Raw genomic sequence first — 23,230 nt, 5'->3', positions numbered from 1 at the left:
CCAATTCGTTTTCTGGAAACCTCTAAGAGTAGCTACCTCACCGGATGGCCTTGACGCGGCCGGAAGAGCGGCAGGCAACGCTATCCGTCTGCTCATCCGTTTGCGGCACGCGCCCGGATCTCGGTCACTACATCGTTCGTCGAGATTCCACACGACTGTGGCGCGCGACATGGCAGCTACGACGCACTGGCCGACAGATGTCAGTTAATCCGTTTGGAGTCATGGACTGGTTCTTCTGAGGCACAGCTTCGCTAGCAGCTTTCAGCCTTTCGAATTTGGCAGCATTCCACGACCGGTTCACTGAGATGTGGCTTCGCGGGTGCGCTACGCAGATTGGGAGATACCCACCAACGCTGCCCTGATTAGACACACTAGATCGACTTCAGTTTTGGCTTCGGGCCAGTCATGGGCCCCATCGTAGCGACAAGTCCCGCCTGGGTGATCCGAAATTTCCCCCACCCACTCAGAACTATCCATCTGTGATCGCCGGCAAACCCAATTCCGCGCTCAGATTCGTACTCGTTGAGACCTGCCTCGGTGAGCCACGACTGCGCCATAGCGTCCGCGATATCGATATCGGGTCCGCACCCATGGTCGATGAGAACCCGCATCACACGCAAAGCTTCTTGTTCTTCCATTTCCGTGCTCCTAGTTCCCATGCGGTTAGGGCCCGCCGGGTCGTGCGCCTGCCTTGCCACTTCGGACAGCGTAGTTCTGCAAGAGCGCACCAAATGTGCCTCGCGTCTACCAGCCCTGACGAATCTTGGAGAACCTGAAGGATACCTGCACTCGTCTCGTCTCCGCATGCATAGCGAATGACCGGTGCTCGAGGCCGATTGTGACGGATTCGCTTGAACAAGCAGATCGAAAAGTCGGGGAGCCAACTGCAACAACCTTGGCAACCGGCCATTTTTGGCTTGGCATCGCAGATAGCTATCGGTTCCCATGCGCCAACGATTCTCTGTTCGGAGTGCCAATGTTCAGCAGTTGTCGCTCGTACTCGCGCTCGATCAAGCCCCAGCAGTGGCAGGAGATCTGCGCCAGCCGAAAAGCGTCGCGGATGACGAGGCGGCCACGCATCATTTCGATGAGCTCATCCTTCTTTAATTGAAGAAGGCAATCCGTAACGCCTGCACGACGGACTCCGAGAAGCTGAGCAAGCACTTGGTGCGTGAGAGGGATCTCGTCAGACCCCAGGGCATTGCGAGCGAGCAGCAGCCATCGCGCAAGGCGCTGCTGTAGTTGATGGGACGTATTACATGCCCCTGATTGGGCAGTCTGAATAAGCACGGAAGCAATATAGGCGTGCACCACGCTGCGGAAAGTCGGCAGACGAGCAATCGCCTCCTGAAAGCGATCCACCGTGAGTCGAATAGCCGCGCCGGCCACCTGCACAATTCGACGGTGCATCGGCTGCGTTTTTGCCGTCAACGCGAGATGTATTCCCGCAAGCCCTTCCGAGCCGATCAGCCACACCTCAACGAACTCTTGCGGTCCCACCTTCGCACCGACCGACACAAGGCCACTCTCGATGAAATAGACGTGTTGCATGCGAACGCCGTAGCGATGAAGAACTTGCCGTTTCGTAAGCGGCACCTCTTCCGAGAGCAGCAGAACGTGCTTGAGTTCATCAGGTGGGAGCAGACGTAGTAATCTGTTGCGCACTTCATACATCAGATTCAACGTCCTAGTACTTTCTGAGTAACCGAGCTATCCAACTGTACGTTTTCGTACCAAAAAACTGAGACGGAGAGCGACGTAACGCTCGCGGGTCAGCTCGGATTTAGTAGCGGGTCGGGGACTTGGCTCATGCCGCTACGAGACCTGAGTGTGTGAGGATATTGCACGCCAGTTATGATCAAGATGGTCAACGTCGATGCCGCGCGCAACATCGATTGGTCCATGGTGGCAACGGAGCCTCTGCAGTTGGTGCCAGTTGAATTCCGCCTATGGCGCTTGCGGATCGCGGCGGCAATAACGATCGTTTATCGACTCTATGGCGTGACGTGATTTCCCTGGGCAGCGCTGGAAGGTCATTCTCGTCGGTGGGGGACAGTCATTATCAACACGAATAGGATCCACCATGAACATTCAAGGCGGACGCGTGGCAATTGCTATTCCTCTCGCACTGCCGCCGCCCCCGCTAAATCGTCTGCTGCACCGATTAATGCCAGGTCGATCAAGGTGGCGGACCGGCCGTGACAATGGACATGCGTTATTGGGCGCAGCGGGGTCATCCCGATGCCTCGTACTGGGGTTATCTCGCCGATGGTTCGAGTTGGGGCAATCCAACGTATGATTCATACTATCGAGTAGACCGCTACCGATATTACACGTCAGGCTTCCCGCACCACAACCTCGGCCTTTGGCCACGGGCGCCCCGGCCGACGTGTCCGCCGTATTGATAAATTTCCTCTGCGTTCTCCTGAGGAGAGATGCTGAAATGAACAAGACTGCAGAGCCCCAGCCGACCGATCCAAGGGATGTCGCATGGGCAATTTAGCGAACTGGCTTTATCTTATCGGATCGCTGTGCTTTGTTGTTGGTACAGTGATCAACATGCTTCCGGTTTGAGGAAGGCGAACGTCTGTTTGGGCGGTTTTGCGTTCCGTGGTCATGCGCACTTGTTCTTGAGTCATTCTCGACGGAGCCAGGCGGTCCTGCCTGCCAGTGGTTATCCACTTTATCCTGAAGCGACTTAAGCCTTGCACGTACGTGAAACGACGCGAAGGTCCACGCTCGAAATTAGCCCCAGTGCAAAGCCGATAGAGGCGTTGAGTGCCCTTTAACCTCGCTCCACCCCCGCGATCTCGCACGTGCGGCCGCTCATGAGCAGCGTCGTCTTGCGAACGGACGATAGCAGCCGCCGGCAAGGTGCTCATCGGAAACGGCCCGGGTGGTCAATTGTATACTTTGGTATTGTCGCCTCAGACAAATGCGGTGCACAGATCGACCTCCGTGCAATGGTCCGGTCCGTCTTTCCTGACTACGCTTGGATAAGACGGAACAGTCGTCTGGAACTGCCGTACGAGAACGGCCAAAACGCGGGAAAGAGTGATGGGCTGGATGTTCGACTACGTCGAACGTTTGATCGCCCGGCTGCAGAAGCCGGCCAATCGGTGTGAGCCCCTCACCTCGGACGATGCAACGACCGCCCTACGCCACACCCTTCAACCCGGTGACGTCCTGCTGGTCGAGGGCAAAGGTCGTATTTCTAGCAGCATCAAATATATCACTCAGTCGACATGGTCGCATTCGGCGTTGTACGTCGGACCGATAGCGGACGTCACAAATGGCGGCGAGCCGCACGTCCTGATTGAAGCCAATATCGACGAAGGCGTCGTGTCGGCTCCTCTGTCGAAGTATTTGCATTGCCAAACCCGCATCTGCCGGCCAGTCGGCCTGAGCGATGCGGACCGCGAACAGGTCTGCCGCTACGCATTCGAGCGCATAGGTTTCAGCTACGATTTCAAGAACGTCATCGACCTCATGCGCTATCTATTCCCTTGTCCCTTCACGCAACGTTGGCGTCGACGAACCATCGCGCTCGGCTCCGGCGATGCGCGTCGGATCATCTGTTCGTCTCTGATTGCGCAGGCATTCGACGCCGTGCGTTACCCGATCCTGCCCAAGATCACGCAAATGGAGAATAAGTCCGGGCGGAGCGACGTCGCCGAGATCCGTCATTCATCTCTCTATGCGCCACGCGATTTCGATCTATCGCCGTACTTCCTCGTGGTGAAGCCCACGCTACCCGCCGGCTTCAACTATAAAAACATGCGCTGGGCCGATCTCCAAGTTGACGCCGCACAGGCCACACTTGCGCCGGAGATAGAACGCACAATCGAAGCAGTGGTATAGCCCGACATTACGTAAGGTGAGGGACAGACTATTAAACTCGAAATCGATTGTGCCGTTGTCATAAGTCGCCATCGTGCTCTTTTGGGGACTTGAACTGCGACACCACTCATCGGCAAATTCTTCACTGCTCTCGAAGCTTCAAAGCCACCAGCGACCAGTTCGAAATAGCGCGCCATGACCAGCGGCTAATGACGCGCCGGCAGCCCTTGACCCGGCGTCCGGTCAACCGGTGGGTGTGGTCTCGCTACCCGACCGTGCTTTCCGCGATGCGGATACAATCACTTGGCTACATCAACACCAAACCAACGATTGTCTCGCGGTTGTAGTCCATTCGAACGGGCCTCCGACCATCTCCAGCCGCTCGCTCTTTCTTCCAATCGGCGGTGGCATGCATACGCTGCCAAGCTCCCGTCCGCTCCGGCCAGCATCTGCGATGCCTACTCACGAGCCCATCGTCAAACGAGCCGAGAAGATCCTTACCACGACACGGATTATTTAGACCGATGACGCTACGCCTTCTCCGAGACCGTGCCGAAAGTCCAAATTACGTGTCCACGAATCCGCGGCCTCTATTTTCTCTTTGACGAACGATTCGCCTGCGCCTCAATTACGGGCCGAGGGCGGAAGAAATATCCCTCGTAGCATCGATTAAGGCACAAGAATTTGCACCAAATCCTAGCGCGAGATCGAGGTTCAGCCCGCCAAGTCTTCCGAACCTTGCGAGATGTGATGTAAAGGAAAGCGGCATGGAGCAGTCTCCCCGGATCGGCGACAGGATCACGGAAAAATCAGAGCAGCCCGATGACAACAATGTCCGGGATTGGGTTGGGGTGAAGGCGTTCGTACATTGGGTCGAGTTGCGGAATTGGATCGGAGCATACTACCCCGGTGTTTTCGCGCCGGATTGGCTATATGGCGGTAAGAAGCGCGGTTGGTCCCTGCGCTACAAGAGGTCCAAGGCATTCTGCACCCTTTTACCAGAATACAGGCGGTTTACCGTCCTGGTGGTCTTAGGGAGAGCAGAGCGAGAGAAGTTTGAGGAGCGGCGCTATGGCTGGCGCTCGCATCTGGTCAACCTCTACGACCAAGCCAAAACATACCCAGATGGGAAATGGCTGGCAGCTGCCATTTCGTCCGCAGCTGATCGACACGATGTGACAGAGCTTTTGGCTATGAAGCGCCCTCCTCCATCACGCGGTTGAACGTCAACGACAAATTACCGAATCGGCAACCAATACGGTCTTCACGAAACGTGTTTCAACTGATCCGGCGACTCTTAACATTGTTATAACCGAGGCTGTTCATGGAGCTCGATTTTGGGTGCAGACGACATTCGCTCGCACCGCAGGCAGGGCCGCGAAGGGTCAGGCACGACAAGCCCTGCGATTAGCCGTGACGTTTCACTCAGTCGACCGGCGAGTCCCGCGAGATCAGGGCTTGCTTGTCAAACAGCTTGTAGGCGCCCCCTGGTGTTCAGAAATATAAGCGGAAGTACCTTGCTTTGGAGTAACGCGGAAGTCGGGATCGAGACAGTCCGGATCTAAGAATCGGCGCTCTCGCCTGAAATCTTTGCGCAGGAATTTTGCAGAACGCCGTTTGTGTCGATGCCGCGCTCTTCCTATGCGCGCGTGTAGATCGCCCCAAGAAGATCGAACATGCTACCGGTCAGTGTCGCCGTCGACTTGTCCGACATCGGAAGCGCTTTCTCAACATAAACTAGATAATTAGGAATATAGCTGAATGCGCACCGCTTCCCCTTGCCGCGCCTAGGGGCGATTTTCCCGAAGGGTCATATCAAGCAAAACTTTTCGCGCCCCAGCTCCTTATCTGAGAGCTGGCATCGTTTTCGCTCCAAGGATTGGGGCGGCTTCGGCCGTTTCGCCCACCTGCGCCGTACGCCGTACGTTGCGGCCGTCCTGGCCCTGATCGCCCTCCTCAGGCTATATACCGGGTGGCCTGAAGATCACCGCCTTGTAGGCTCGCCACTCATTCGATTTTCGCATAGGTTGAATCCTGGACCAAGCTCGAACATAGCCAAACTCTCCGCAGAGACGAGATGACCGATCGCCTCCTTGCTCTAACACTCTTCGTCCGTGTCGCACATACCGGTAGCTTCTCACGGGCCGGCAAGGATCTCGGACTTTCGCAACCTTCGGCGTCCCGACACATTGCGTCGCTCGAACGCGAGGTAGGCGCTGCCCTCTTCGCGAGATCGACAAGGGCGGTTGTGCTCACCGAAGCGGGGGCGGACTACCTCGCGAAGGTCGAGCCCGCGCTTGCCATTCTGGAAGAAGCGACCCAAGCCATTCACGGCAAGGGCGTGCTTCGCGGCGTGCTCCGGATAGGCTTGTCGCCTAGCATGGCGATTCGGGAGGTCATACCGCGACTTCCCGCCTTCATTTCGAAGCACCCTGCACTGCGGATCGATTTGGCGATGGACGACGGTCGCCAAGACCTCATCAGGAGCGCGATCGACGTCGCGATCCGGTCCGGAAAGTTGGAGGATTCTTCCGCGACTCTAAGACGGGTAGGATCAAATCCTCTGCTCATCGCCGCCTCGCCGGCCTACCTGAAACGGGCTGGGTACCCGAAAACGCCGAACGATCTGTCCGGACATCCTGTGTTGATTGGTGTCCCGGGTTCGAATGGCGTCTGTTGCTTCGAGAAGAACGGAAGAACCCTTTCGATAAAGGTGGAAGCTCCTCTGTCGGGGAACATCAACGAAGCGGCCGTGGCTGGCGGCGTCGCGGGAATCGGGATCGTGGCCTGCAGTCTCTGGGGCTGTCGCGCCGAGCTCAAGTCGGGCGCGTTAGTGCAGATCCTCAAGGATTGGGACATGGGTGCCGCCGAGGTCAACGCTATATTCCCGGCCGGACGCGGAGCGAAACTCGCGGCCCGCGCGTTCGTTGAACATTTCGCGAAGAACCTCAAGACCAATCCGTGAGTCCTGCCGAGCGTCGACCGATCGTCGTTCGCATGGAGGGAAATCGTGGAATGTGTCCAGCATCCGATGAGAGCATGTGGCGCATGGGCTCACTGTGACTACTTCAAAAGCCACCTAAATGCGTTGCGCAGCTCAGCGGCGCCGTTTCCGTCGTGCCGCCGGCCGTGCGCGAAGATGATGCGCTCGGGCTCCCAGGACAGCATCCGTCTGGACAGCCGCCTCCAATTCATGTGGGTGCCGCCACGTCAAATCAGCCGCAGATCACGTGACACCCCGCTGTACGGGAGTGCGATGCCGCCGATCGGCGCGTCAATCAACTGACGCGGTCGCGAGCTGCCGGCGGCTGGGCCTGCGCAGGCGCACGGTCGAATGCCGCGCGTCCGGTCCCCGCCCCTAGGGAAACGCCAGGCCGAAAGCTGCCGGATCGGGCTTCTCGCCTTCCCGGGGGACCAAGAAGCGCTCCAGCCCACCCGGCACGAAGCTGACAGCAGCGTCGCCTGGTCGCCGAGCACCTCGATCGTATGAGGCACACCGCGGGGAAGAGCAGCGTAGGCGCCGGGCCCCACCTCGACGCGGGCATCGCCGACCCGCGCGATTAGCTGCCCCTGCACCACGTAGACCAGCTCGTCCTCGCGCGAGTGGGTATGCAGCGGCGGCTCCTCGCCGCCGCGGACCGTCCACAGGACAGCGCCATAGTCACCTCCGGACTGGCGGCTCTCCACTTTCATCTCGACGCTCGAGCCCCCGCTCGAGGTCACCGTCTCGCCGCCGTGGGGCGACGTGAGAACCGGCTGCTGGACTGACATTTGTAGCTCCTAGTGTGTTGAACATGACGAGAATGACATCGCAACGCCCGCCGAGTGAAATCACCTCTCGCCATAGAGTCGATAGAGGACCGTTATTGGCGGCGGGCCGCGTACTGCCGTAGCGAGGAATGCCACCTGCCTCTGCAGAGACTCGTAAAACCCGTGGCCGCCCTCGGTCAATCGAGTTGCGCATGCCAGCGCGCCCCGCCGTCCTCGACTCTGACGCAGCTCCTACGATGGATTTGCCGACTGGGGGTCCGCAGGGTTCTGCCCGCACCTTCAGCGAAGCGTCCCATCCGTATCGCTCCTGCCGGACTGCCTGGAGCATTGGATAAGCGAGGACAACGTGGCCCATGTGACCGATGCGTTCGTTGAAACGCGCGGCCCGGAAGATTGTCTACCAAGGTTTCGTCCGTTTGCGCACGCAAAGACCCATTGCGGAAGTGGTCGGCATTAAGGGGGAGCACCCTAAACCTTCGTATCGTTCCGTGACACCATTTAGATGACGCGACGACTAAACGTTCAATTGAGTTGCTGATCGGCTGTCCTAGCATGCATGCGTTGGAAACGCGCATGACCTCATGAAGTGCGATCGTGAAAACGGATGATCGACGAACAGTGCGATAAAGCCAAGAGGAGAGTACAATGCCCAACTGCTCCGAAAGTCCTCGATCCGGCAGTGCCGCGCGATGCGCAGTTTGTGATGGCAAGTTTGGTCTCCTCCGGCACTACTCGTGGCGAACACCTCTTTGTTCCAAGAAGTGCGTCGATCGCTTCAGAGCTCGCAGGGAAAGTGACCGCAATTGGGTGGGCTGGCTCCAGATCACCCTTAACCAGCTGCCAGAGAACCGAGCGAGGCCCTCGTGATGGTTCAGATCTCACAGCGAGGCAAGACTTATTTAGAAACAGCATGGACTTGGCTCCGCGCAGCCCAAACCATGACCGACTCAGCGATCGCGAGACACCTTAAGGTCCTTGCCGACGATTACGAGCGGCGAGCTGAGAAAGGTTCGCATGCTGATGCGGCCAAACATTCGTCCGATAGGCGGAGCGCATGACTGGGTGCGCAGCTTCAAACATGATCCTCGAATCCTGTGCGTTTGAAAGTCGAACTTGCGCTCCGGCTCACAGGAGCTGGAGGCACTCAACGTCGAGCGTGTGCGCGGCAACTCGTTGGCTATCGGTCCAAGCCTCGTCGGGCGATCTGCATGGATGTCTCCTCAGCGCGTCTGCGACGCCACAGTAAGTCTGTGCGCATTGCGACGTTGAAGGCTCGTCCGCGGCCTAGCTAGCCTCCAGCCTTCGGCCCATAGCAATAGCTCTCTGCCGCGCGGCGGACGTCCTATTTGACAATAAGCCATCCAGCCAACTTGTATCGCGACAACGGCAAGATAGACCAAGAGCTGGATTTGCGTCGGCTGTTCGGTATAGCCGATCAGCGCGTGCAAGGCGCGTCCGGGGACGCTGGCTTATGACAACAGCCAACCCGAGTCCCACAGGACGGTGTCGAGCGACGTTAGCCAATTGGCGCGCTCCAGGAGAGCAACGGCCTGCGCTGCCATGCCCGCCGACGGCCGCCGCGGCCTCATCTACCGTTCACGACGACGTAGCCGAGGAGTTATCGAACGCATTCCAGAAGAGAATTGGCGGTTTGCCGTGGCTCGTCACAGCATGGACGAGAGTTGCCGAAGCCAATGACCCATCAGCAACTCGAGTCCGCGAAAGATCAACACGGTGGAGAAGGCTCTCCACGCCTATTTACGACCTCAATAAGACTTCGGTCGACTTCGGATCGAGGCGCCGGAAGGAAAGGTCGAGACGATTGGCGCAGACTTCTGTGATTGGGTCTTCAATGCAGAACAAGACGGAGTACGGCGAATGCCGACCTACAGGAAAAACCCCGAAGCGGTCTCGAAGTTGACCCCCGAGCAGTACCGCGTCACGCAGACTGACGGGACCGAGCGTCCCTTCGCCAATGAATATTGGGACAACAAGGAGCCTGGTCTCTACGTGGACGTAGTTTCCGGCGAGCCGCTCTTTGCGTCCTTCGACAAGTTCGACAGCGGAACGGGATGGCCGAGTTTCACGCGGCCCCTCGAGGCAGCAAATGTCGCCGAGAACGTTGACAGCTCGCATGGCATGACGCGGACGGAGGTTCGCTCCAAGCACGGCGACAGCCATCTTGGCCACGTCTTCCCAGATGGGCCGCGCGACAAGGGCGGGTTGAGGTACTGTATAAATTCGGCCTCGTTGAGGTTTATCCACCGCGACCAATTAGAACGCGAGGGATACGGCAAGTACTCAACCCTGTTCTCAAAACAGGAGGCCTGACGATGGCAGCGACTACAGAGCCCGCGGTCCTGGCAGGAGGTTGCTTCTGGGGAATGCAGCAGCTGCTCAGGCGCCTGCCCGGTGTCGTCTCGACGCGGGTCGGCTACTCGGGCGGCGACGTCAAGAACGCCACGTATCGCGACCACGGAACGCACGCCGAAGCGCTCGAGATCGTGTTCGACCCGAGTCAGACGAGCTTCCGAGAGTTGCTCAAGTTCTTCTTCCAGATCCACGACCCGACGACGCTCAACCGGCAGGGAAACGACCGAGGCACAAGCTACAGGTCGGCGATTTTCTACACGACCGAGGAGCAGCGCCGCGTCGCCGAGGACACCATCGCCGACGTCGAGGCGTCAGGGCTGTGGCCGGGCAAGGTTGTGACCGAGATTTCACCCGCTGGCGAGTTTTGGGAGGCCGAGCCTGAGCACCAGGATTACCTGGAACGCTATCCGAACGGCTACACCTGCCATTTCGTCCGGCCCCAGTGGAAGTTACCGGTCAGAACTAGGGCCTAAGGAGAATAATTGTATGACTCGCCCGCGATCGCCGAATCTCTTCCTTATACCGCTGGTGCTGCTTCTGTTCGGGACTCTCGGAATAGAAGCACGCGCTTCGGAGCTTGTAGGTCATGTCTACGTGCAGACCAATGAAACCCAGAACCGCATCATGCACTTCGGTCGCAACGCGGATGGGAAACTCAAACTACTCGAGAGTATCCCTACCGGGGGCGCTGGGTCGGGCGTCTTCAAGCCGATCAGCGGTCAAAAGAGCGCGCCCAACGCATTCGAGGGCGCTGGCAGCGTGATCCTGGCCGAATCCAACACCCTGCTGTTCACGACGAACGGCGGCGACAACAGCGTGACGAGCTTCCGAGTGAGTCCAGACGGCAAGCTGACAGTGATCGATCGGCAACCGACTGGCGAGCCCGTAATCGGGCGCAGCGGAACAGCGAAGTCGCTCGCCTACCGCCCCCAAAGTCGAACCCTATACGTGCTCCATGCCTTCGGCCCCAACCACCTACGGTCATACACGGTTGCCGAGGACGGCAAGCTGAAGCTGCGCCCGGAGCGCGCTTCGGTAAATACCGCGACAAAGACCGATCGGGTGTCGACACAAGCTGTCCTGTCGCCCGACGGCCGCTTCCTGCTAGTCGATATCCTCTTCGACGCTCGTCCAGCCGTCAATCCGGACGGGTCGCCAAATCTGGTCGTGGCGAACGCCCCCGATCCAGACGGGCTCGTGATATTCCCGGTGCGCGACGACGGCGCACTCGGTGAGGCTTCCTTCGCCAATGCCGGCAGCGCGGGGCCATTCTACATCGCCTTTCTCAACCGGAGTCGCGATACCTTCCTGAACGGCTTCGCGGTAGGAGACGGCGTGCTAGTGAGCCGCATTAATGGCGAGGGTCGCGTGGTCGACGGCCCGTTGGCCCCGATCGACACCGCGCTCGGGAAGCCATCTGAGCTCTGCTGGCTGCAGGTGACATCTGATGACTCGCTGGTGCTCGCGACCAACTTCGGCTACGGAACGGTCTCCACCTACCGGCTTGAAGAGGGCCGGTTGAGTCTTCTCCAGGACCCGGCCAACAACGCGATACCCGGCGACGGTAGCTTCCGCGCTGTGAACGGCCTCGTCAGCAGCGGACCCAGCGACAGCTGGTTGACTCCCGACGACCAGTACTTCTACCAGATCTTTGGAAATGCCCAGGTGCTTGTCAGCTACTATCTCAACAAGACGAGCGGCAGACTGACGGAGATTGGTCGAAACCCGATCCCCTACAACAGCACCCAGGGCCTCGCGGGATTCTAACCACCGACGGAGAGCGGTCGACCAAGCAAAATCCAGCTACTCACACTGTAATCAGGTCTGGCAGACGCGCGTCTCGTCCCTTCGCAGCCTTGCCGCACAATCAGTCAATCGCAAGATACCGCGGCGCAGGACGCTCGATCTGCTGGAGCTTAACGATCTCTGAGCATCGCGACGGTACCACGGCGCGCTGTGCGCTGACGAGCGAGAGGCCAATGACTACACCCTCGCGAACAGCACCGAGGCAACTTTCAGAAGGGCCGCTACGGCCAGCTTACAAAGGTCGATTTCACTATGATGGCGTAAGAATCCGTGAATGGCCGCTCAAATCCTACGTACCGGTGGCATCCGACAAAAGGAGGTCCGCAGTGCGCCGCCCCCTCCCGCGAAAGCCCGCGCTCCGGTAGGAAGCTTTAGCTTGAGGCTATCGCCTTTGCCCGAGGCTCTAAAGCTTCCGATAAGTGACATGCGCCGTCGCGAACGGAATGCCCGCTCGCCCGGCGCTTCCGCGAGCGATGCACGCGCGATCATCAATCGCATAGAACCAATCATCGAAATTGAGCTTGAACGACTTGCCATCGCCTTGCGGTGTGTCGCGCGTGTACTTCCAATGGAAGGCACACCCCGCTTGCTCGCCCGTAGCTTCACCTTCCACGCGATTTTCGTGCCCGGTGTATTGACCTTCACCCGTTTTATGGATGGTCCAATAGGGTGTCACTGTGACCATCATCAAAGGTGTACGTCTCGGTGAACACAACTGTATCGGTGTCCGCATCCAATTCGCCGTGACCGGATATAGTTGCTCGCTTGAGAAGCCCGCCGACAAGACTTTCGACCACCGCCCATCCTTCTAAGCGACCGGCGAAGAAGGTCTCCGGTAGAAATGGTGGCGTGGTATCTCTGAATGCGTCGATGGCCATAGCGAAATCCCTCGACAACATAAGTCGCCTCTCGGAGCCAAGTTCCTCAGCGCGGAAACATGCTCGGTTCGGTGCGCTCTACCATCCGCAACACACTCTTGCAGGACGGACATTGATAGGACCGGATTTCGTATCGCTTCACGGCTGGCTCGCTACTGATGAACTTTCGCGGCGTGTCGCAAGCGGTGCAGAGGTATTGATTGCGGTCCATGGCAGACCCAAATCGCAGCACGAAAGAGAAAATAAGGCCGCCCGCAACAGTCGAGCGGCCACCGGGACAAAAATCAAGCGGCTGACCTGAGCCCCAGCGCATGGATCATAACTTCGAGGCGGGCGGAGAAGAGTCGGAAATCCGACGCTCCTAGTAGGAATGGCCGAGCTAGTGGCGTCTCAGACACACTGTGCCGCTTCTCCCAACACAGCAGGCGGCAAAATGTCGTGGTCTCGAACTGTCGCAGCCTTTACTTGAGCTAGGTATCCGCAACAGTCACAAATCAGATCGGCGCATTTGAAAATTGTTTTGGAAGGCCCTTCAGCGTCTTCGGCCTTTTACAGTTTGGGCAGCCACACAATTTCGCAACTGCAGCTTCTCCGAAATCTCGGAGCACTTGACGGGCGGTTGCCGTAGATCCCCCCTCTTACATCAAAAGCCTATTGGATTTCCGATTCTGAAGCAGTGGGCTATTAGCGGGGGAAGAGAAATAAGCGAAAGCTCTCGATCTAGTGATGTTTCGTTCTTCGGTTCGTGGAAGGTTTTGCCCGTTTTTGGAAAGAATTTCCGGGCCGAACTAGCCGCGAACGCATCGTGCTCGATGCAGTGCGAAACGGGCCAGTGAAGCATGGTCCATCCTCCAAATTTGGGCGCGTCTTCCAGCGCCTGCTGAAGGCGGCCATCCAATAACAACCTTCGCGGGAGTCAAGCCCCGCTTGCAGGCCGGGCGTCTGAACCGGCAGTGAGGCCGCCCCTGCCCTTCGCAGTTTGATGCGTCGCAGCGAAATGGCTGTCTTGCTGCGGTGCCTCTACGCTCCCGCTCCACAAGGTCGGTATGCAATCACCGTTTTCCTGACGCGAACGCGTATTGAGGAACGCGGCCTCACGAGCTTGCATTGTCGGTTTGATCTTCAATTTTTAGACGAGACCAACAATGCATCCTGTCGTCAGAATGGTCGCGATTGTGACAGTCCCAGCTTGGATCGGATTGTCCCCGGACTCCGCCGCAGCACAGGATTTCAATGACCGATGGTCCATCATTCCAAACGCCCACGCAGATCCGGTCCCTCAGGGACTCGAACAGATGAAGAAGGACGCACCGCAAGCGCAACCTCCGGCTGGACAAGATACATTGAAGGACGCTCGAACTTCCAATCGAGTCTTTTCTGGAAAGGCTTCCTTCTATGCGTATTCCATGAGCAAGACAGCGAGCGGTTCGTCATTCAATCGCAATTTGCTAACGGCCGCCCATCGCAACCTGCCGTTCGGTACCAAGGTTCGCGTAACCCATGGCCGAAGCAGCGTCATCGTCACCATCAATGACCGAGGCCCATTCGTTCGTGGCCGTGTCCTCGACCTTTCGCTCGCCGCTGCGCAAAGCTTAGGAATTACGGAGCTAGGGGTCGTCCAGATTCGTGCTGAGGTGTTGTAGAGAACGACGCCGATGGAGGGCGTGGCCCTTGCAGGCCAGTTGACCTCGGACCACCGCAACGTGACGCACTCCTTCTGACGCATCCCGCTGGCCTATTAGCTTTTCGTCGAACTGATAAGGTTTTGTTAGAAACCTTATCAGTTGACGAACTGGCTCCGTTTACCACCAAAGTCTATCAGTTCAGGGCGACTGCACATCAATCTCCCCAACAGCTCCTGATCAACTACGCATGCAAGGAGATGCGTGTCGGCTCATCGGTAACGTCCGTCTGTTCGCGCCGAACTACCTGCTCGACAGCTAGCTGGACCATCTCTACTGGGACACGAAGCTGGATGCGCTGGCGCGCGTATCACTTTTGTTGTGCGGGGACTCATAAGAGTGTCAAAGGACACAAAAGAGTGTCACGTTTTGTGGCGCTCATGGGCTTACAAATTTGCAACCACACACAGGCCCAGCAGCGAAATCGGCTTAGATCGCTGCGGATTGGCTCTCGCTGCCGACAGATGCCCTCGCTTACTTTCGGACTGGGGCGGGTGCCGCACGATGCCAGCAACGGCGCAGTGTAGGCGCGGAAGATTATGCGATCCTTCGGTCCGGAAGCTCTCGTTTCGCCGCCAATCTGATTAGGCGATCGACCGCGTTTAGAACGGCACGCTCGTTGACCAAGCGCTCTTCGGCCTCTGAGAGACCAATCCGTCCTTCATCGCGCTCGGCGAATGTCTCTCCAGACTTCGCCTGTTCAGCGAAGGCCAAAATGCTTCTTTCCGTCTCGGCGATCTGGGCCTTCATCTCCTCGATGACGCGCGGGCCATCCGCTGCCATCCGTCTGATGCGGTCGATTTCCTCGGCGGTTTGAGCCTGCACCTCCTCGGAGAGTACGTGAGGGGGCAGCAGCGCGCAGAGTTTCTCGAACTCATTGCTTTCGCTCTGGAGTACGATCGAGGAGTAATCGGAAAACACGATGAGGGCCGCGACCAGTTCGTCGGTCTCGTCTCCCCCGAACCTGTAGTCCAGAAAGGCCGCCCCGAGGGCGCTCTGCCGCCCTGTAAGGATCGCTGCGCCTATGCCGGTCAAGGCAGTTCTTCCAAGCGTACGCCCAACGCGCAGCTTCGTTTCAGCGGCGGTTATTGCGACGCATCTCACTTGGTTGGCGGCATTGTAGCGGACCGAATCCGAGCCGGACGACGCGGGCGCCGTCCGCCAAATGCCGATAACCGGGTTCTTGAAGAACACCTTGATAGAATCGGCCGATTCCACCGGGGCTCCATCGCCCTCGAACGAGAATATCTCTGCCTGCAGCACGGGCATCTTCCATCCGGAGCGCAGGTCGTAGTCCGACATGGTTAAAGCGGGATCGCCGGTCGGACTCTTCGCCAGGCCCAGTGCCGAATGCTGTGACATGGAGTCCAGCGCGGACTTTCGCGGACCGATCAGCGCCCACACGAAGAAGCCCAGCCAGCCGAGCACGGTGAATCCAAATACGACGTTCAGGATCGCCAACACCCAAGCGTAGTGGTGCCGAACTTTGAAGGCAATGATGGTTGGCAGAAGGTAAACCGCTAGACCTAGCGGGATGAATCCGACGGGTCCGATGGCCATGCCCATCAACGCGGAAAGCGCGACCAGGACCATGAGAAGTCCTATTCCGAAATGCCGGTGCTCCATAATGTTCGACGAGCGCCTGAAATCGCTCCCCTGTAGTGCCGGGGCCGGAGCGCTCGCATTCGCATCCAATGTGCGGCCCGTCGATGCCGCCTCGGGCAGCGGGATCGGCAAGGCTGGCGGCTCTTCCATTATCGGCGCGGGGCGCTCGGGCTCCTCGGGGTGCAGGGCCTTGTCCTCGGAAGGCGCCATGATCGAGGGTTCTATGGGCTTAAGGTCCATGAGCGCCGGCGCCGGCGCAGCTGCGGGGCTCGAGATCGGTCCAATCTTCTTGCGCCTGTCGAAGAGCAGGAAACCGACAGCGCCGACGAGAATGAGGACGGCCGCGACGAGAGCCCATTGGAGGTAGTTGGTTTCGGGTGCCTTCGCCGTCGGCTGTATCGCAATCGGTGGACCGACCACGCGCGGCGGGGCGGGTTCGTCGGCGGATGGCGCTTCAGTAACCTGTCGACTGACCTCCGCAGGTTGGTTCTGCGCTGGCGGCTCCGTCTGGACTATGACGGCTGGCTTCGGCGATGAAACAGGAGCAACCGTTGCCGGCGCGACTTGGGTCGGGAGCGGCTGAGGCAAGGATTCGGATTTTAAGTTCTCGGGCTGAACTGGTTGTCCAACGACCACCGGCGGGGACACGGCTGTGGTCGACGTCGGCGACGGCTGGAAGGACGGCTGCGGTGCGGGCGGGCTTGGCGGCGCCGGCGCGGCCTTCAAGGACTCACTTGCGGACGGCGGATTTGCAGGCACGCCTGCTTGATTGGACGAAACCTCCTGGCTGACGTCGGGCGGGCTCGGCGCCAGCTTCGAGGCGTCGATGGTCAGGAAGCGAAGCGTACCGCGACCGGCCTGGTCCCAGCTCGCCGCCCAGACGTACCCCGCGCCGCCGGTCACCCGGTAGACCGGCAGACCGATGGTGGCGGAGCGCTGGAAATTGCCGATGTGGTCGACCAGTATGCCGGCCCTGACGTCGCGGCCGGCAGCGAGGTCTGCCAAACGTGCGCGATCGAGCGGCTGGAGAGATACGTCGCCCCAGGTAGCCATCAACGTGCTCGGCCCGACCGAGACCGGCGAGGAGATGTAATGAGGCTCGCCATACTTGGCTGAGAGCCGTCGGACATCGTCCATCGCCTCGGTGCCGGCGAAGAAGGCCGGCTCCAGGTAGCGGTTGACGTAGAGCGCGGTCCCGTCGTTCGAGTGGATGATCGTCGTCGTAGAAGTATACGCCCCTCGAGGGGACGTTTCCTGGCGCCGCTTTTGGCACCAGCTCAGACCTGCGAATTGGTCGCTGGGATTACAGCGGTACTCCAGATAGGAAGGGCTGGCGAGCGAAACGCGGCCACCTAGATGCAAGCCCTCGACCGCGTAAATGGCTTCCGCCACGGGCGTCTGCATCGCGGCCCCAAGTGCTGCAGGCGCCGCTTCCGCATCGGCGATGACGGCACCGCGCCGCTGGAATTGTCGGATGGCGGAAAGCTGGGCGCTCTTGATACAGCCGACGTCGGACTGGCAGGCCCGACGCGCGGCCAGTAGGGGGGCTGCAACGGAGCGGGCGGGCCCTTCCCCGAATAGAGCAACCAGATCCTGGTAGCCTTGACCGATCAGCCGATCGAGGCGAGCGAGTTCTGGATCCTGGCAGACGGCAATCTCATCAGCGAATCTGGCCCGGCGACAATCGAAGCTTGGCCCGGACGCATTCGACTGATTACGGCATTGGTTGCGGAACCCCGACACGCGTGGGTCCGACGGAGATACGCCCTGGCGGATCATTTCGTTGATGGAGGAGCCGCGCTGGCGGAGAGCTCCATCAACGCAAGCGACTTCGGACCCCGGTAAGCGCTCCCAGTCCGCCTGGGTAGCCGCTGCCATTCCAGACCTAATCATGCCTCCGAATAGCTCGAAGATCTCCCGCTGCTGGGCAAAGGCCCCCTGCGGAACGCCGGTCAAAAAAATGAAGAGAATAAACCTGACGAAACGGATCAACGCGGAATCCCCCAGCAATCAGAAGTCGATTATAGCAACCTCTGATTGGTTCATCAGGATAAAAACGTGGATTGAACAGGACTTTTGTAGCTATCCTTACTCACTTGCCGAGGGGGAGTGTTCAACGCGGTTAACCGCGCAATTGTTGGCACTGCGGCGGGGCCTGCTGGAGCTCAAACATAGCTCGACTTGTAGAACCCTGACGACCAATACGCGGCGATCGCGGGCGAGTCACTTCGAACGAAATGACCGCTCTCTCTTCGGCATCGAGTCCGGGGGCATTCAAGGATTCGAAATTGAAGGTTCTCTTCCGAACTATAGACGATTTCTCGTCCTTCAGAACCGGCCCCCAGTAAGCGGCCGCTAGAATTTTAGCGACCTCCGGCCGGACCTTTCAAGGATTCGAATTATCGTGAGCCCATGAGCATCACGATCCACCTCCTGTCCGCACGTCTCGCGCCAACGCCTACGCCGTCTCTCAAAACCTAAGAACGGCGCGCCCAAGAGCGAGCTCCCGAACAGTCTCCTGATCTCATCGAACAAACCGAGGGCGCTCTGGCCTGCGAACGATAATTCTTGTCTGCAGCGGACGACTCGCTCGTCCGGACGCGGGCGCAAGGGAGAGACCATGCGCGTCAGTGCCCCTCAATCCCCGTACAGGGACTGCGATATCGCGATCGTGGTGCCGGAGGATCCGGCGATGCCGGCAAGGATCGTGTGCACCGATGCCGAGACTGGTTTGATCATCGGCAGCCCGTCGATTCTCGCCACGATGTCAAGGATGCGTCAGCCCCGCGCCTACGGCACCCGCCCGGAGTCTGAGGCCTCCGCGCCGGCCATTCATTTTCGGCCCCATTAATCAGACTAACGACGCGTTGACGGTGGATCCTCGAATCTTGCATCAGGAGCTAATTTCCCCTGCGACGCCGATGCGGTCAGTAGTTGGACAATGGGCGAGATGGAGCAAAGACAATGAGAAGCTTGGTGCCTGCGATCATGGCAGCGGTGATCGCCGCCAGTTCTTCCGGGGCGCAATTGGCCTTAGAGCAAGCGAGACGCGGTCCCCTGCGGAACTCGGTTGTCGCGGAGTGTGTGTTGTAGCGTAGAAGCTGCCAGATGTTGCTCCCCGACCCGCCCCAACTGTACGGCACCCTTAACAGACTTGAGCACTACCTGGTCGCCGAGCGCCTTGGTGTGATCGCTGCATCGGGCGATGAGTACGCTGGCCAGGCGAAAACGTTGCTACAGCTCTTGCTCGATGACACCGAATTCGAAACAACGATCTATGCCACCCTGTTTGACCGCTCGTTCGTCGACGCAAAAGGTTGGCGGGCACGCCGGTTGGAAGTCGGCACGCGAGAAAAGAAAAAGCGCATCACCGTGACGGCAGAAATGACCTCGTCCGGCCACCTGTCGGTCCGCATAAGCCCGCGTCGCTACGCCGGCTACGGAAAATGGGGCTGGGCAGGCGAATGGCGCAGCGACCGCTCCTTTGCGTGCGAACAGGCCGGGCAAGGGAACCGCCCAGCTGACGAACTCCTGTTCTTCCGTGACGCACGTGAGCTCATCAAAGATTTCAGCGACGGAATTCGGCTTCGCACCCGGAACGATGATTTCGACGAGATACGACGCCTGCACGCTCAGACGATCGTGTTGCGATTCTGGAAGGCGGCCCTACGACTCGCGTTCCATTTCGAGGTCGCGGTCGAGAGCTACCCAACTGCCGCCCCGAACGGACGCCCGCGCGGACCGGCACTGGAGGTGATCAACGCCGTTGATGCCTATCGCCAGCAAACCGAGGCAAACTTCGAAGCTTTCGAGCGGACGATTGGGCACCCGCCCGACCGCGTTTGGGAGATTTGTGCAAGCCGTCGCTCCGAGCGTGGGCTTTTTTTTCGCGACGAGGCTGCGAGGGCTCTCAACAGCGTCGGCGGTGCCCATCTGCGCCCCATGGAAATCGAGCGGGCATTCAGCCTGCTTTGCACCGCGGCAGGCTTCGGAATTTACGTGCCGCCGGCCAGCCTCACCGAATATGCGCCGCTGATCAAAAGACCTCGACTCGCGGCCACATCTCCTTACAGGCAGATTACACGGCGCCCCATTACTCTGCCAAAGGCGTCGGCATCGTCCGGCCTACTGTCCTATACGCGGATGCGCTTGGCGCCCATCGAGCCAACTCTCGCGGCGGATTTGGATGTAACCTCGACAGCGGATCTGGTCGACAAACTCAACGAGATCTGGAAATCGCGTGGCGAACGGCCATTGCCGCAAGGCAGCTATCCGACCAACAAGGACTCACTAGCCCGGGTGGTGAGGCTTTACCGCAATGAACTCAAGGCCGGTTCCGGCGCGAATCCCATGAGCGCAGCACCCGAAGACATAAACTTTTACGTCCGAAAGAAGTAGCAAGCAGTGTTTGGATTTTTTCGCCGCAGGAAAATCTCGGAATTAGGAATGCGGGCCAGTGCGGCTATCGACAAGTACGGCCGGCTGAAGGCCTCTTGTCCAGGCGCTGCCTACGTGTTTGCCAGCACCCTGCGGAGAACACGTGACCTGGTGGGAGATCAATCGCTCTCATCAGAACAGAAGCTCTTGCTGGTCGAGCGCAATATCGAGGCTGCTACTCCAGATCGCGGAGCCGATGGCGGCATTTCGCTCGCCGCTTTACGGTTTGTACGCCTCGCGCTTGCATCCGACAGCAATCCGGACGGCATAGGCGCCTTAATGGTGAACCGCGCGTATGTGACCATTGCAGACGATGGGAAGAGCTATCGAGACTTGGAAGAGCGCGACCGCCTACCTCCGCAGCATCCTAAGGTGCAGGTACCACTTCAGAAGAGCGGCTTCAGAACCGTCGCCGAACTTGTCGCGGCGATGCGCAATCCAGCCGATAGGATCAGCGACTCCCTTGGCGCCGTGCAAGAAAACATTTGGAATGTACTTGCTATCATGGATTTACGGGAAATGGACCAGGAGGGCTGGACCCTGGTGGGTGAGCTCCAAAGTGCCATTTCAGGACCGTTCGCAGGCGCTTAGACTGTGCCTGCTGACGGCGTGCGTCTTGCTCGCTCAAAGGCCTGCGTTTTCTCGCGGGCGGGTGTTCGGGGATCATTAGCATAGGCCTTAAAGTGCGACTCCCACTCTCGCACGGAAATCGACGCCAGCTCCTTGGGAATAGGCGTCGCATCACCCTTTCGAAGCAGGACGGCGGTCGCCCCTTGGAACGTCCCTGGATTGCCGCCGAAGCCTCCAAGGACATCGGAATCGAAATATCCCAACTGCGCCTGTTGAAGTGCAGGGCCATTGTGATCCAGCCAATCTGGATGGATGATATCGTCTGCTGACAGTAGGACAAATCCACCGGATTTAACGAGCTCGCCCAGGGAAGCAATTAGCCTCGGATGACTAGTCTGCGGCACATGGTGCAGGACGTCTTGGCAGAACACCAAGTCAAAATGAGTTTCACTCTTCCAGGGCAACACAGCCCGAACGAATTCGACATTCGGCAAACCTGACGAAAGCTTCCTCGCGGAATCAATCGCGGCGCCCACGGGATCCAAACCAATGATCCTATTCGAGATGAGCTTGCCCAGAACGTTCGTCGACACTCCAATATGACATCCAGCGTCGAGAACCGGACCGCCGAGCTGGAACCGTTGCAAAATTCCAATTGCCAGTGCGACCCCGTCTAGAATGTAGTGCCGTCTGGCCGAGGCTGCGACCGCAAAGAGGCCTGGGTGGGCCAACAGTCTGAATAGTTCCCGCTCGTCGACGTCTCTGCCGGGTCCGGCCTTTTGTGCAGCCCTCGCGTGAGCATCGTCATACCGTTGGAGAAGGACCTCAGTATCGGGAAATTTGGCGCTGATTGACCCAACGTCAGGTTGGAAGTCCAAGAGCCATTCCTCTCGCAGGATTGCGTCGATGGAACGAACTGTCTCTACATCCGGCCAAAGGGCCGCCGCGTCAAATCGCATCTCAAGTTCCGCTCTTGTCGTCCTAACTGGACCCACTTTGGGATCGCGCCCTTATGTCGTGGGACGAAGAATGGTGTCAAAGAAAATAACCGTGGGGCAGCATCTCGCGTTTCTTCGCGCCCAATGAACAAGCGTTCAGAAGTCCATTAGAATTTTATCGATCTCCCGGACGGACCTTTCAATGGTTCGAATTATCGTGACCCCATGAGCATCACGACCGACCTCGTGTCCGCACGCCCGCCGTCCTAGTGGCGTCGCCCCTCAAGGATTGAGTGTGGCGGCCCGCAGCGCGAGCTCCCCGAACAGCCTCCTGATCTCATCGAACAACCGTGGGCGCCCTCGCCCGCGAATGACAACGCTCGCCTGCAGTGGACGACGTCGCTCGTCCGGACGCTGGCGCCAAGGGAGAAAGATCATGGCAACGGCCCCGCTGCGCGTCAGCGACCCAGCAAGCATGGCCAGGAGAATGATCGGATGCACAATCGGCCAGATACGGTGCCAAACTTTCATGCCTCACCTCCTATTGCGCCTTCGTGCGTTTCCGCGGCGTGCAAAGTTCTTCCGTCGTCCCTGGTGGCGTCTCCGGGCCGCAGCGGGCATTCCCGCATGGTGCCGCAGCAAGCAACGCGTCCACGCAGCGCCCGCCAGAAATCGTCCACCAGGACGCGCCGGCGATGCTCGAAAATGATCGGACAGCCGAGCCCGTTGCCGTGGCAATCCCTCCGGAGCAGAGTGCATCCCCGCCGGTCTTTGCGTCCGCAGATGCAGGTGCTTCGCCCGTTGCGCAGCCTCCCCGTCCGCGCGTTGATCCTGCGCATGCCCAAGGCGATGACGCCCGTGCCGAATGCGACGGCTTCGCGATAGGCGGCTCGCAGCCCCACCTGATCGGCCGCGTTCTCGGCCGCGAGCTCCACTTCGCCGGCTTCGCCATGCGAGAGTTGCGCCTCGCTGGGCCAGAAGCCCGTCTCCTCCGCCGTCTCCTGCCACAGTGCGAAAGCGTGCAGCTTCGTCCACCATGCAGGCGCCGTCTCGTCGGTGATGCCCTCGCCGGCGCGCAGGCCGATGCAGAAAGATCCGCCCGGGTTGATGTGCCGCTCAGGGCAGCACGCCGGTAGCGTGCTTCCGACCGATCGTTCCGACACGATGATCTCACCGCCGAGAGAGACGACCCTCAGCTGGAAGACTCGGGTGAAGGCCTTGCTGCTCCGCACCGCAACGACGTCGATGTCCGCCTCACGGGCGTGGACAGACCGGAACTCCGCCCAGGTCGGACAGCATCGTGCGAGCGCGTCGAGCGACATGATCGGAG

General features: G+C 59.2%; 20 protein-coding genes. 11 read left to right on the top strand and 9 right to left on the bottom strand.

All coding sequences use genetic code 11. From position 1 onward, the window contains the following. Window positions 1-371: 371 nt before the first annotated feature. Together RAD10_RS14775 and RAD10_RS14770 are read right to left on the bottom strand one after the other, a co-directional pair. Window positions 372-638: a hypothetical protein gene (locus RAD10_RS14775; RefSeq protein WP_461618072.1), complete on the bottom strand. Its 267-nt coding sequence runs from the start codon at window positions 636-638 to the stop codon at window positions 372-374. A 295-nt stretch (window positions 639-933) separates the two neighbouring features. After that, on the bottom strand, window positions 934-1,674 hold the full coding sequence (locus tag RAD10_RS14770) for a Crp/Fnr family transcriptional regulator (RefSeq protein ID WP_461618071.1): 741 nt from the start codon (window positions 1,672-1,674) through the stop codon (window positions 934-936). Between the two features lie 180 nt (window positions 1,675-1,854). On the opposite strand from RAD10_RS14770, the gene RAD10_RS14765 reads away from it, so the two are divergent. From RAD10_RS14765 to RAD10_RS14750, 4 genes are all read left to right on the top strand, one after another. Then, entirely contained in the window at window positions 1,855-2,010 is a 156-nt protein-coding gene (locus RAD10_RS14765; RefSeq protein ID WP_461618070.1) for a hypothetical protein, read from the top strand. A gap of 1,047 nt (window positions 2,011-3,057) precedes the next feature. Further along, the gene (locus RAD10_RS14760; RefSeq protein ID WP_461618069.1) at window positions 3,058-3,861 is read left to right on the top strand and encodes a YiiX/YebB-like N1pC/P60 family cysteine hydrolase; all 804 of its coding nucleotides are present in this window, start codon (window positions 3,058-3,060) and stop codon (window positions 3,859-3,861) included. Window positions 3,862-4,607: 746 nt separating this feature from the next. Beyond that, on the top strand, window positions 4,608-5,063 hold the full coding sequence (locus RAD10_RS14755) for a DUF3788 domain-containing protein (protein WP_461618068.1): 456 nt from the start codon (window positions 4,608-4,610) through the stop codon (window positions 5,061-5,063). Window positions 5,064-5,917: 854 nt separating this feature from the next. Continuing rightward, complete coding sequence (locus RAD10_RS14750; protein WP_461618067.1) at window positions 5,918-6,805, top strand: LysR family transcriptional regulator; 888 nt, start codon at window positions 5,918-5,920, stop codon at window positions 6,803-6,805. A gap of 245 nt (window positions 6,806-7,050) precedes the next feature. On the opposite strand, the gene RAD10_RS14745 is transcribed toward RAD10_RS14750, so the two are convergent. Next, window positions 7,051-7,611, bottom strand: a complete 561-nt coding sequence (locus RAD10_RS14745) for a cupin domain-containing protein (RefSeq protein ID WP_461618066.1) — start codon at window positions 7,609-7,611, stop codon at window positions 7,051-7,053. A 1,878-nt stretch (window positions 7,612-9,489) separates the two neighbouring features. Between RAD10_RS14745 and msrB the strand changes: the two genes are divergently transcribed. The 3 genes from msrB to RAD10_RS14730 are packed head-to-tail and all read left to right on the top strand — an operon-like array spanning window position 9,490 to window position 11,751. Beyond that, window positions 9,490-9,942, top strand: coding sequence for a peptide-methionine (R)-S-oxide reductase MsrB (gene msrB, locus RAD10_RS14740; RefSeq protein WP_461618065.1), 453 nt, complete (start codon window positions 9,490-9,492; stop codon window positions 9,940-9,942). Between the two features lie 2 nt (window positions 9,943-9,944). After that, the gene (gene msrA / locus RAD10_RS14735; RefSeq protein WP_461618064.1) at window positions 9,945-10,457 is read left to right on the top strand and encodes a peptide-methionine (S)-S-oxide reductase MsrA; all 513 of its coding nucleotides are present in this window, start codon (window positions 9,945-9,947) and stop codon (window positions 10,455-10,457) included. Between the two features lie 13 nt (window positions 10,458-10,470). Then, complete coding sequence (locus tag RAD10_RS14730; RefSeq protein ID WP_461618063.1) at window positions 10,471-11,751, top strand: lactonase family protein; 1,281 nt, start codon at window positions 10,471-10,473, stop codon at window positions 11,749-11,751. Window positions 11,752-12,193: 442 nt separating this feature from the next. Here RAD10_RS14730 and RAD10_RS14725 read toward each other — a convergent pair whose 3' ends face one another. Both RAD10_RS14725 and RAD10_RS14720 read right to left on the bottom strand, forming a co-directional pair. Then, window positions 12,194-12,466, bottom strand: coding sequence for a DUF3833 family protein (locus RAD10_RS14725; RefSeq protein ID WP_461618062.1), 273 nt, complete (start codon window positions 12,464-12,466; stop codon window positions 12,194-12,196). Then, the gene (locus RAD10_RS14720) at window positions 12,441-12,668 is read right to left on the bottom strand and encodes a DUF3833 family protein (RefSeq protein ID WP_461618061.1); all 228 of its coding nucleotides are present in this window, start codon (window positions 12,666-12,668) and stop codon (window positions 12,441-12,443) included. Before RAD10_RS14720 ends, RAD10_RS14725 begins: the two co-directional genes overlap by 26 nt. Before the next feature lie 1,295 nt (window positions 12,669-13,963). On the opposite strand from RAD10_RS14720, the gene RAD10_RS14715 reads away from it, so the two are divergent. Further along, entirely contained in the window at window positions 13,964-14,311 is a 348-nt protein-coding gene (locus RAD10_RS14715) for a septal ring lytic transglycosylase RlpA family protein (RefSeq protein WP_461618060.1), read from the top strand. A gap of 576 nt (window positions 14,312-14,887) precedes the next feature. Here RAD10_RS14715 and RAD10_RS14710 read toward each other — a convergent pair. Next, window positions 14,888-17,947, bottom strand: a complete 3,060-nt coding sequence (locus RAD10_RS14710; protein ID WP_461618059.1) for a superinfection immunity protein — start codon at window positions 17,945-17,947, stop codon at window positions 14,888-14,890. A gap of 628 nt (window positions 17,948-18,575) precedes the next feature. Between RAD10_RS14710 and RAD10_RS14705 the strand changes: the two genes are divergently transcribed. From RAD10_RS14705 to RAD10_RS14695, 3 genes are all read left to right on the top strand, one after another. Further along, entirely contained in the window at window positions 18,576-18,806 is a 231-nt protein-coding gene (locus tag RAD10_RS14705; protein ID WP_461618058.1) for a hypothetical protein, read from the top strand. Between the two features lie 257 nt (window positions 18,807-19,063). After that, window positions 19,064-20,353, top strand: coding sequence for a hypothetical protein (locus RAD10_RS14700; protein WP_461618057.1), 1,290 nt, complete (start codon window positions 19,064-19,066; stop codon window positions 20,351-20,353). A gap of 6 nt (window positions 20,354-20,359) precedes the next feature. Then, a complete protein-coding gene (locus RAD10_RS14695) occupies window positions 20,360-20,983 on the top strand; it encodes a hypothetical protein (protein WP_461618056.1) in 624 nt (207 codons plus the stop codon). Here RAD10_RS14695 and RAD10_RS14690 read toward each other — a convergent pair. From RAD10_RS14690 to RAD10_RS14680, 3 genes are all read right to left on the bottom strand, one after another. Next, the gene (locus RAD10_RS14690; RefSeq protein WP_461618055.1) at window positions 20,980-21,921 is read right to left on the bottom strand and encodes a class I SAM-dependent methyltransferase; all 942 of its coding nucleotides are present in this window, start codon (window positions 21,919-21,921) and stop codon (window positions 20,980-20,982) included. The two genes, RAD10_RS14695 and RAD10_RS14690, sit on opposite strands and share 4 nt — an antisense overlap. A 261-nt stretch (window positions 21,922-22,182) precedes the next feature. Continuing rightward, window positions 22,183-22,431, bottom strand: coding sequence for a hypothetical protein (locus RAD10_RS14685; RefSeq protein ID WP_461618054.1), 249 nt, complete (start codon window positions 22,429-22,431; stop codon window positions 22,183-22,185). Further along, the gene (locus RAD10_RS14680; protein WP_461618053.1) at window positions 22,428-23,222 is read right to left on the bottom strand and encodes an E2 domain-containing protein; all 795 of its coding nucleotides are present in this window, start codon (window positions 23,220-23,222) and stop codon (window positions 22,428-22,430) included. The genes RAD10_RS14685 and RAD10_RS14680 overlap by 4 nt, the downstream gene beginning before the upstream one ends. Window positions 23,223-23,230 lie beyond the last annotated feature (8 nt).

This window comes from Bradyrhizobium sp. 23AC, assembly GCF_054863025.1.
The sequence above is the reverse complement of the archived record's forward strand: the minus strand, read 5'-3'. Positions and strand labels throughout refer to the sequence as shown.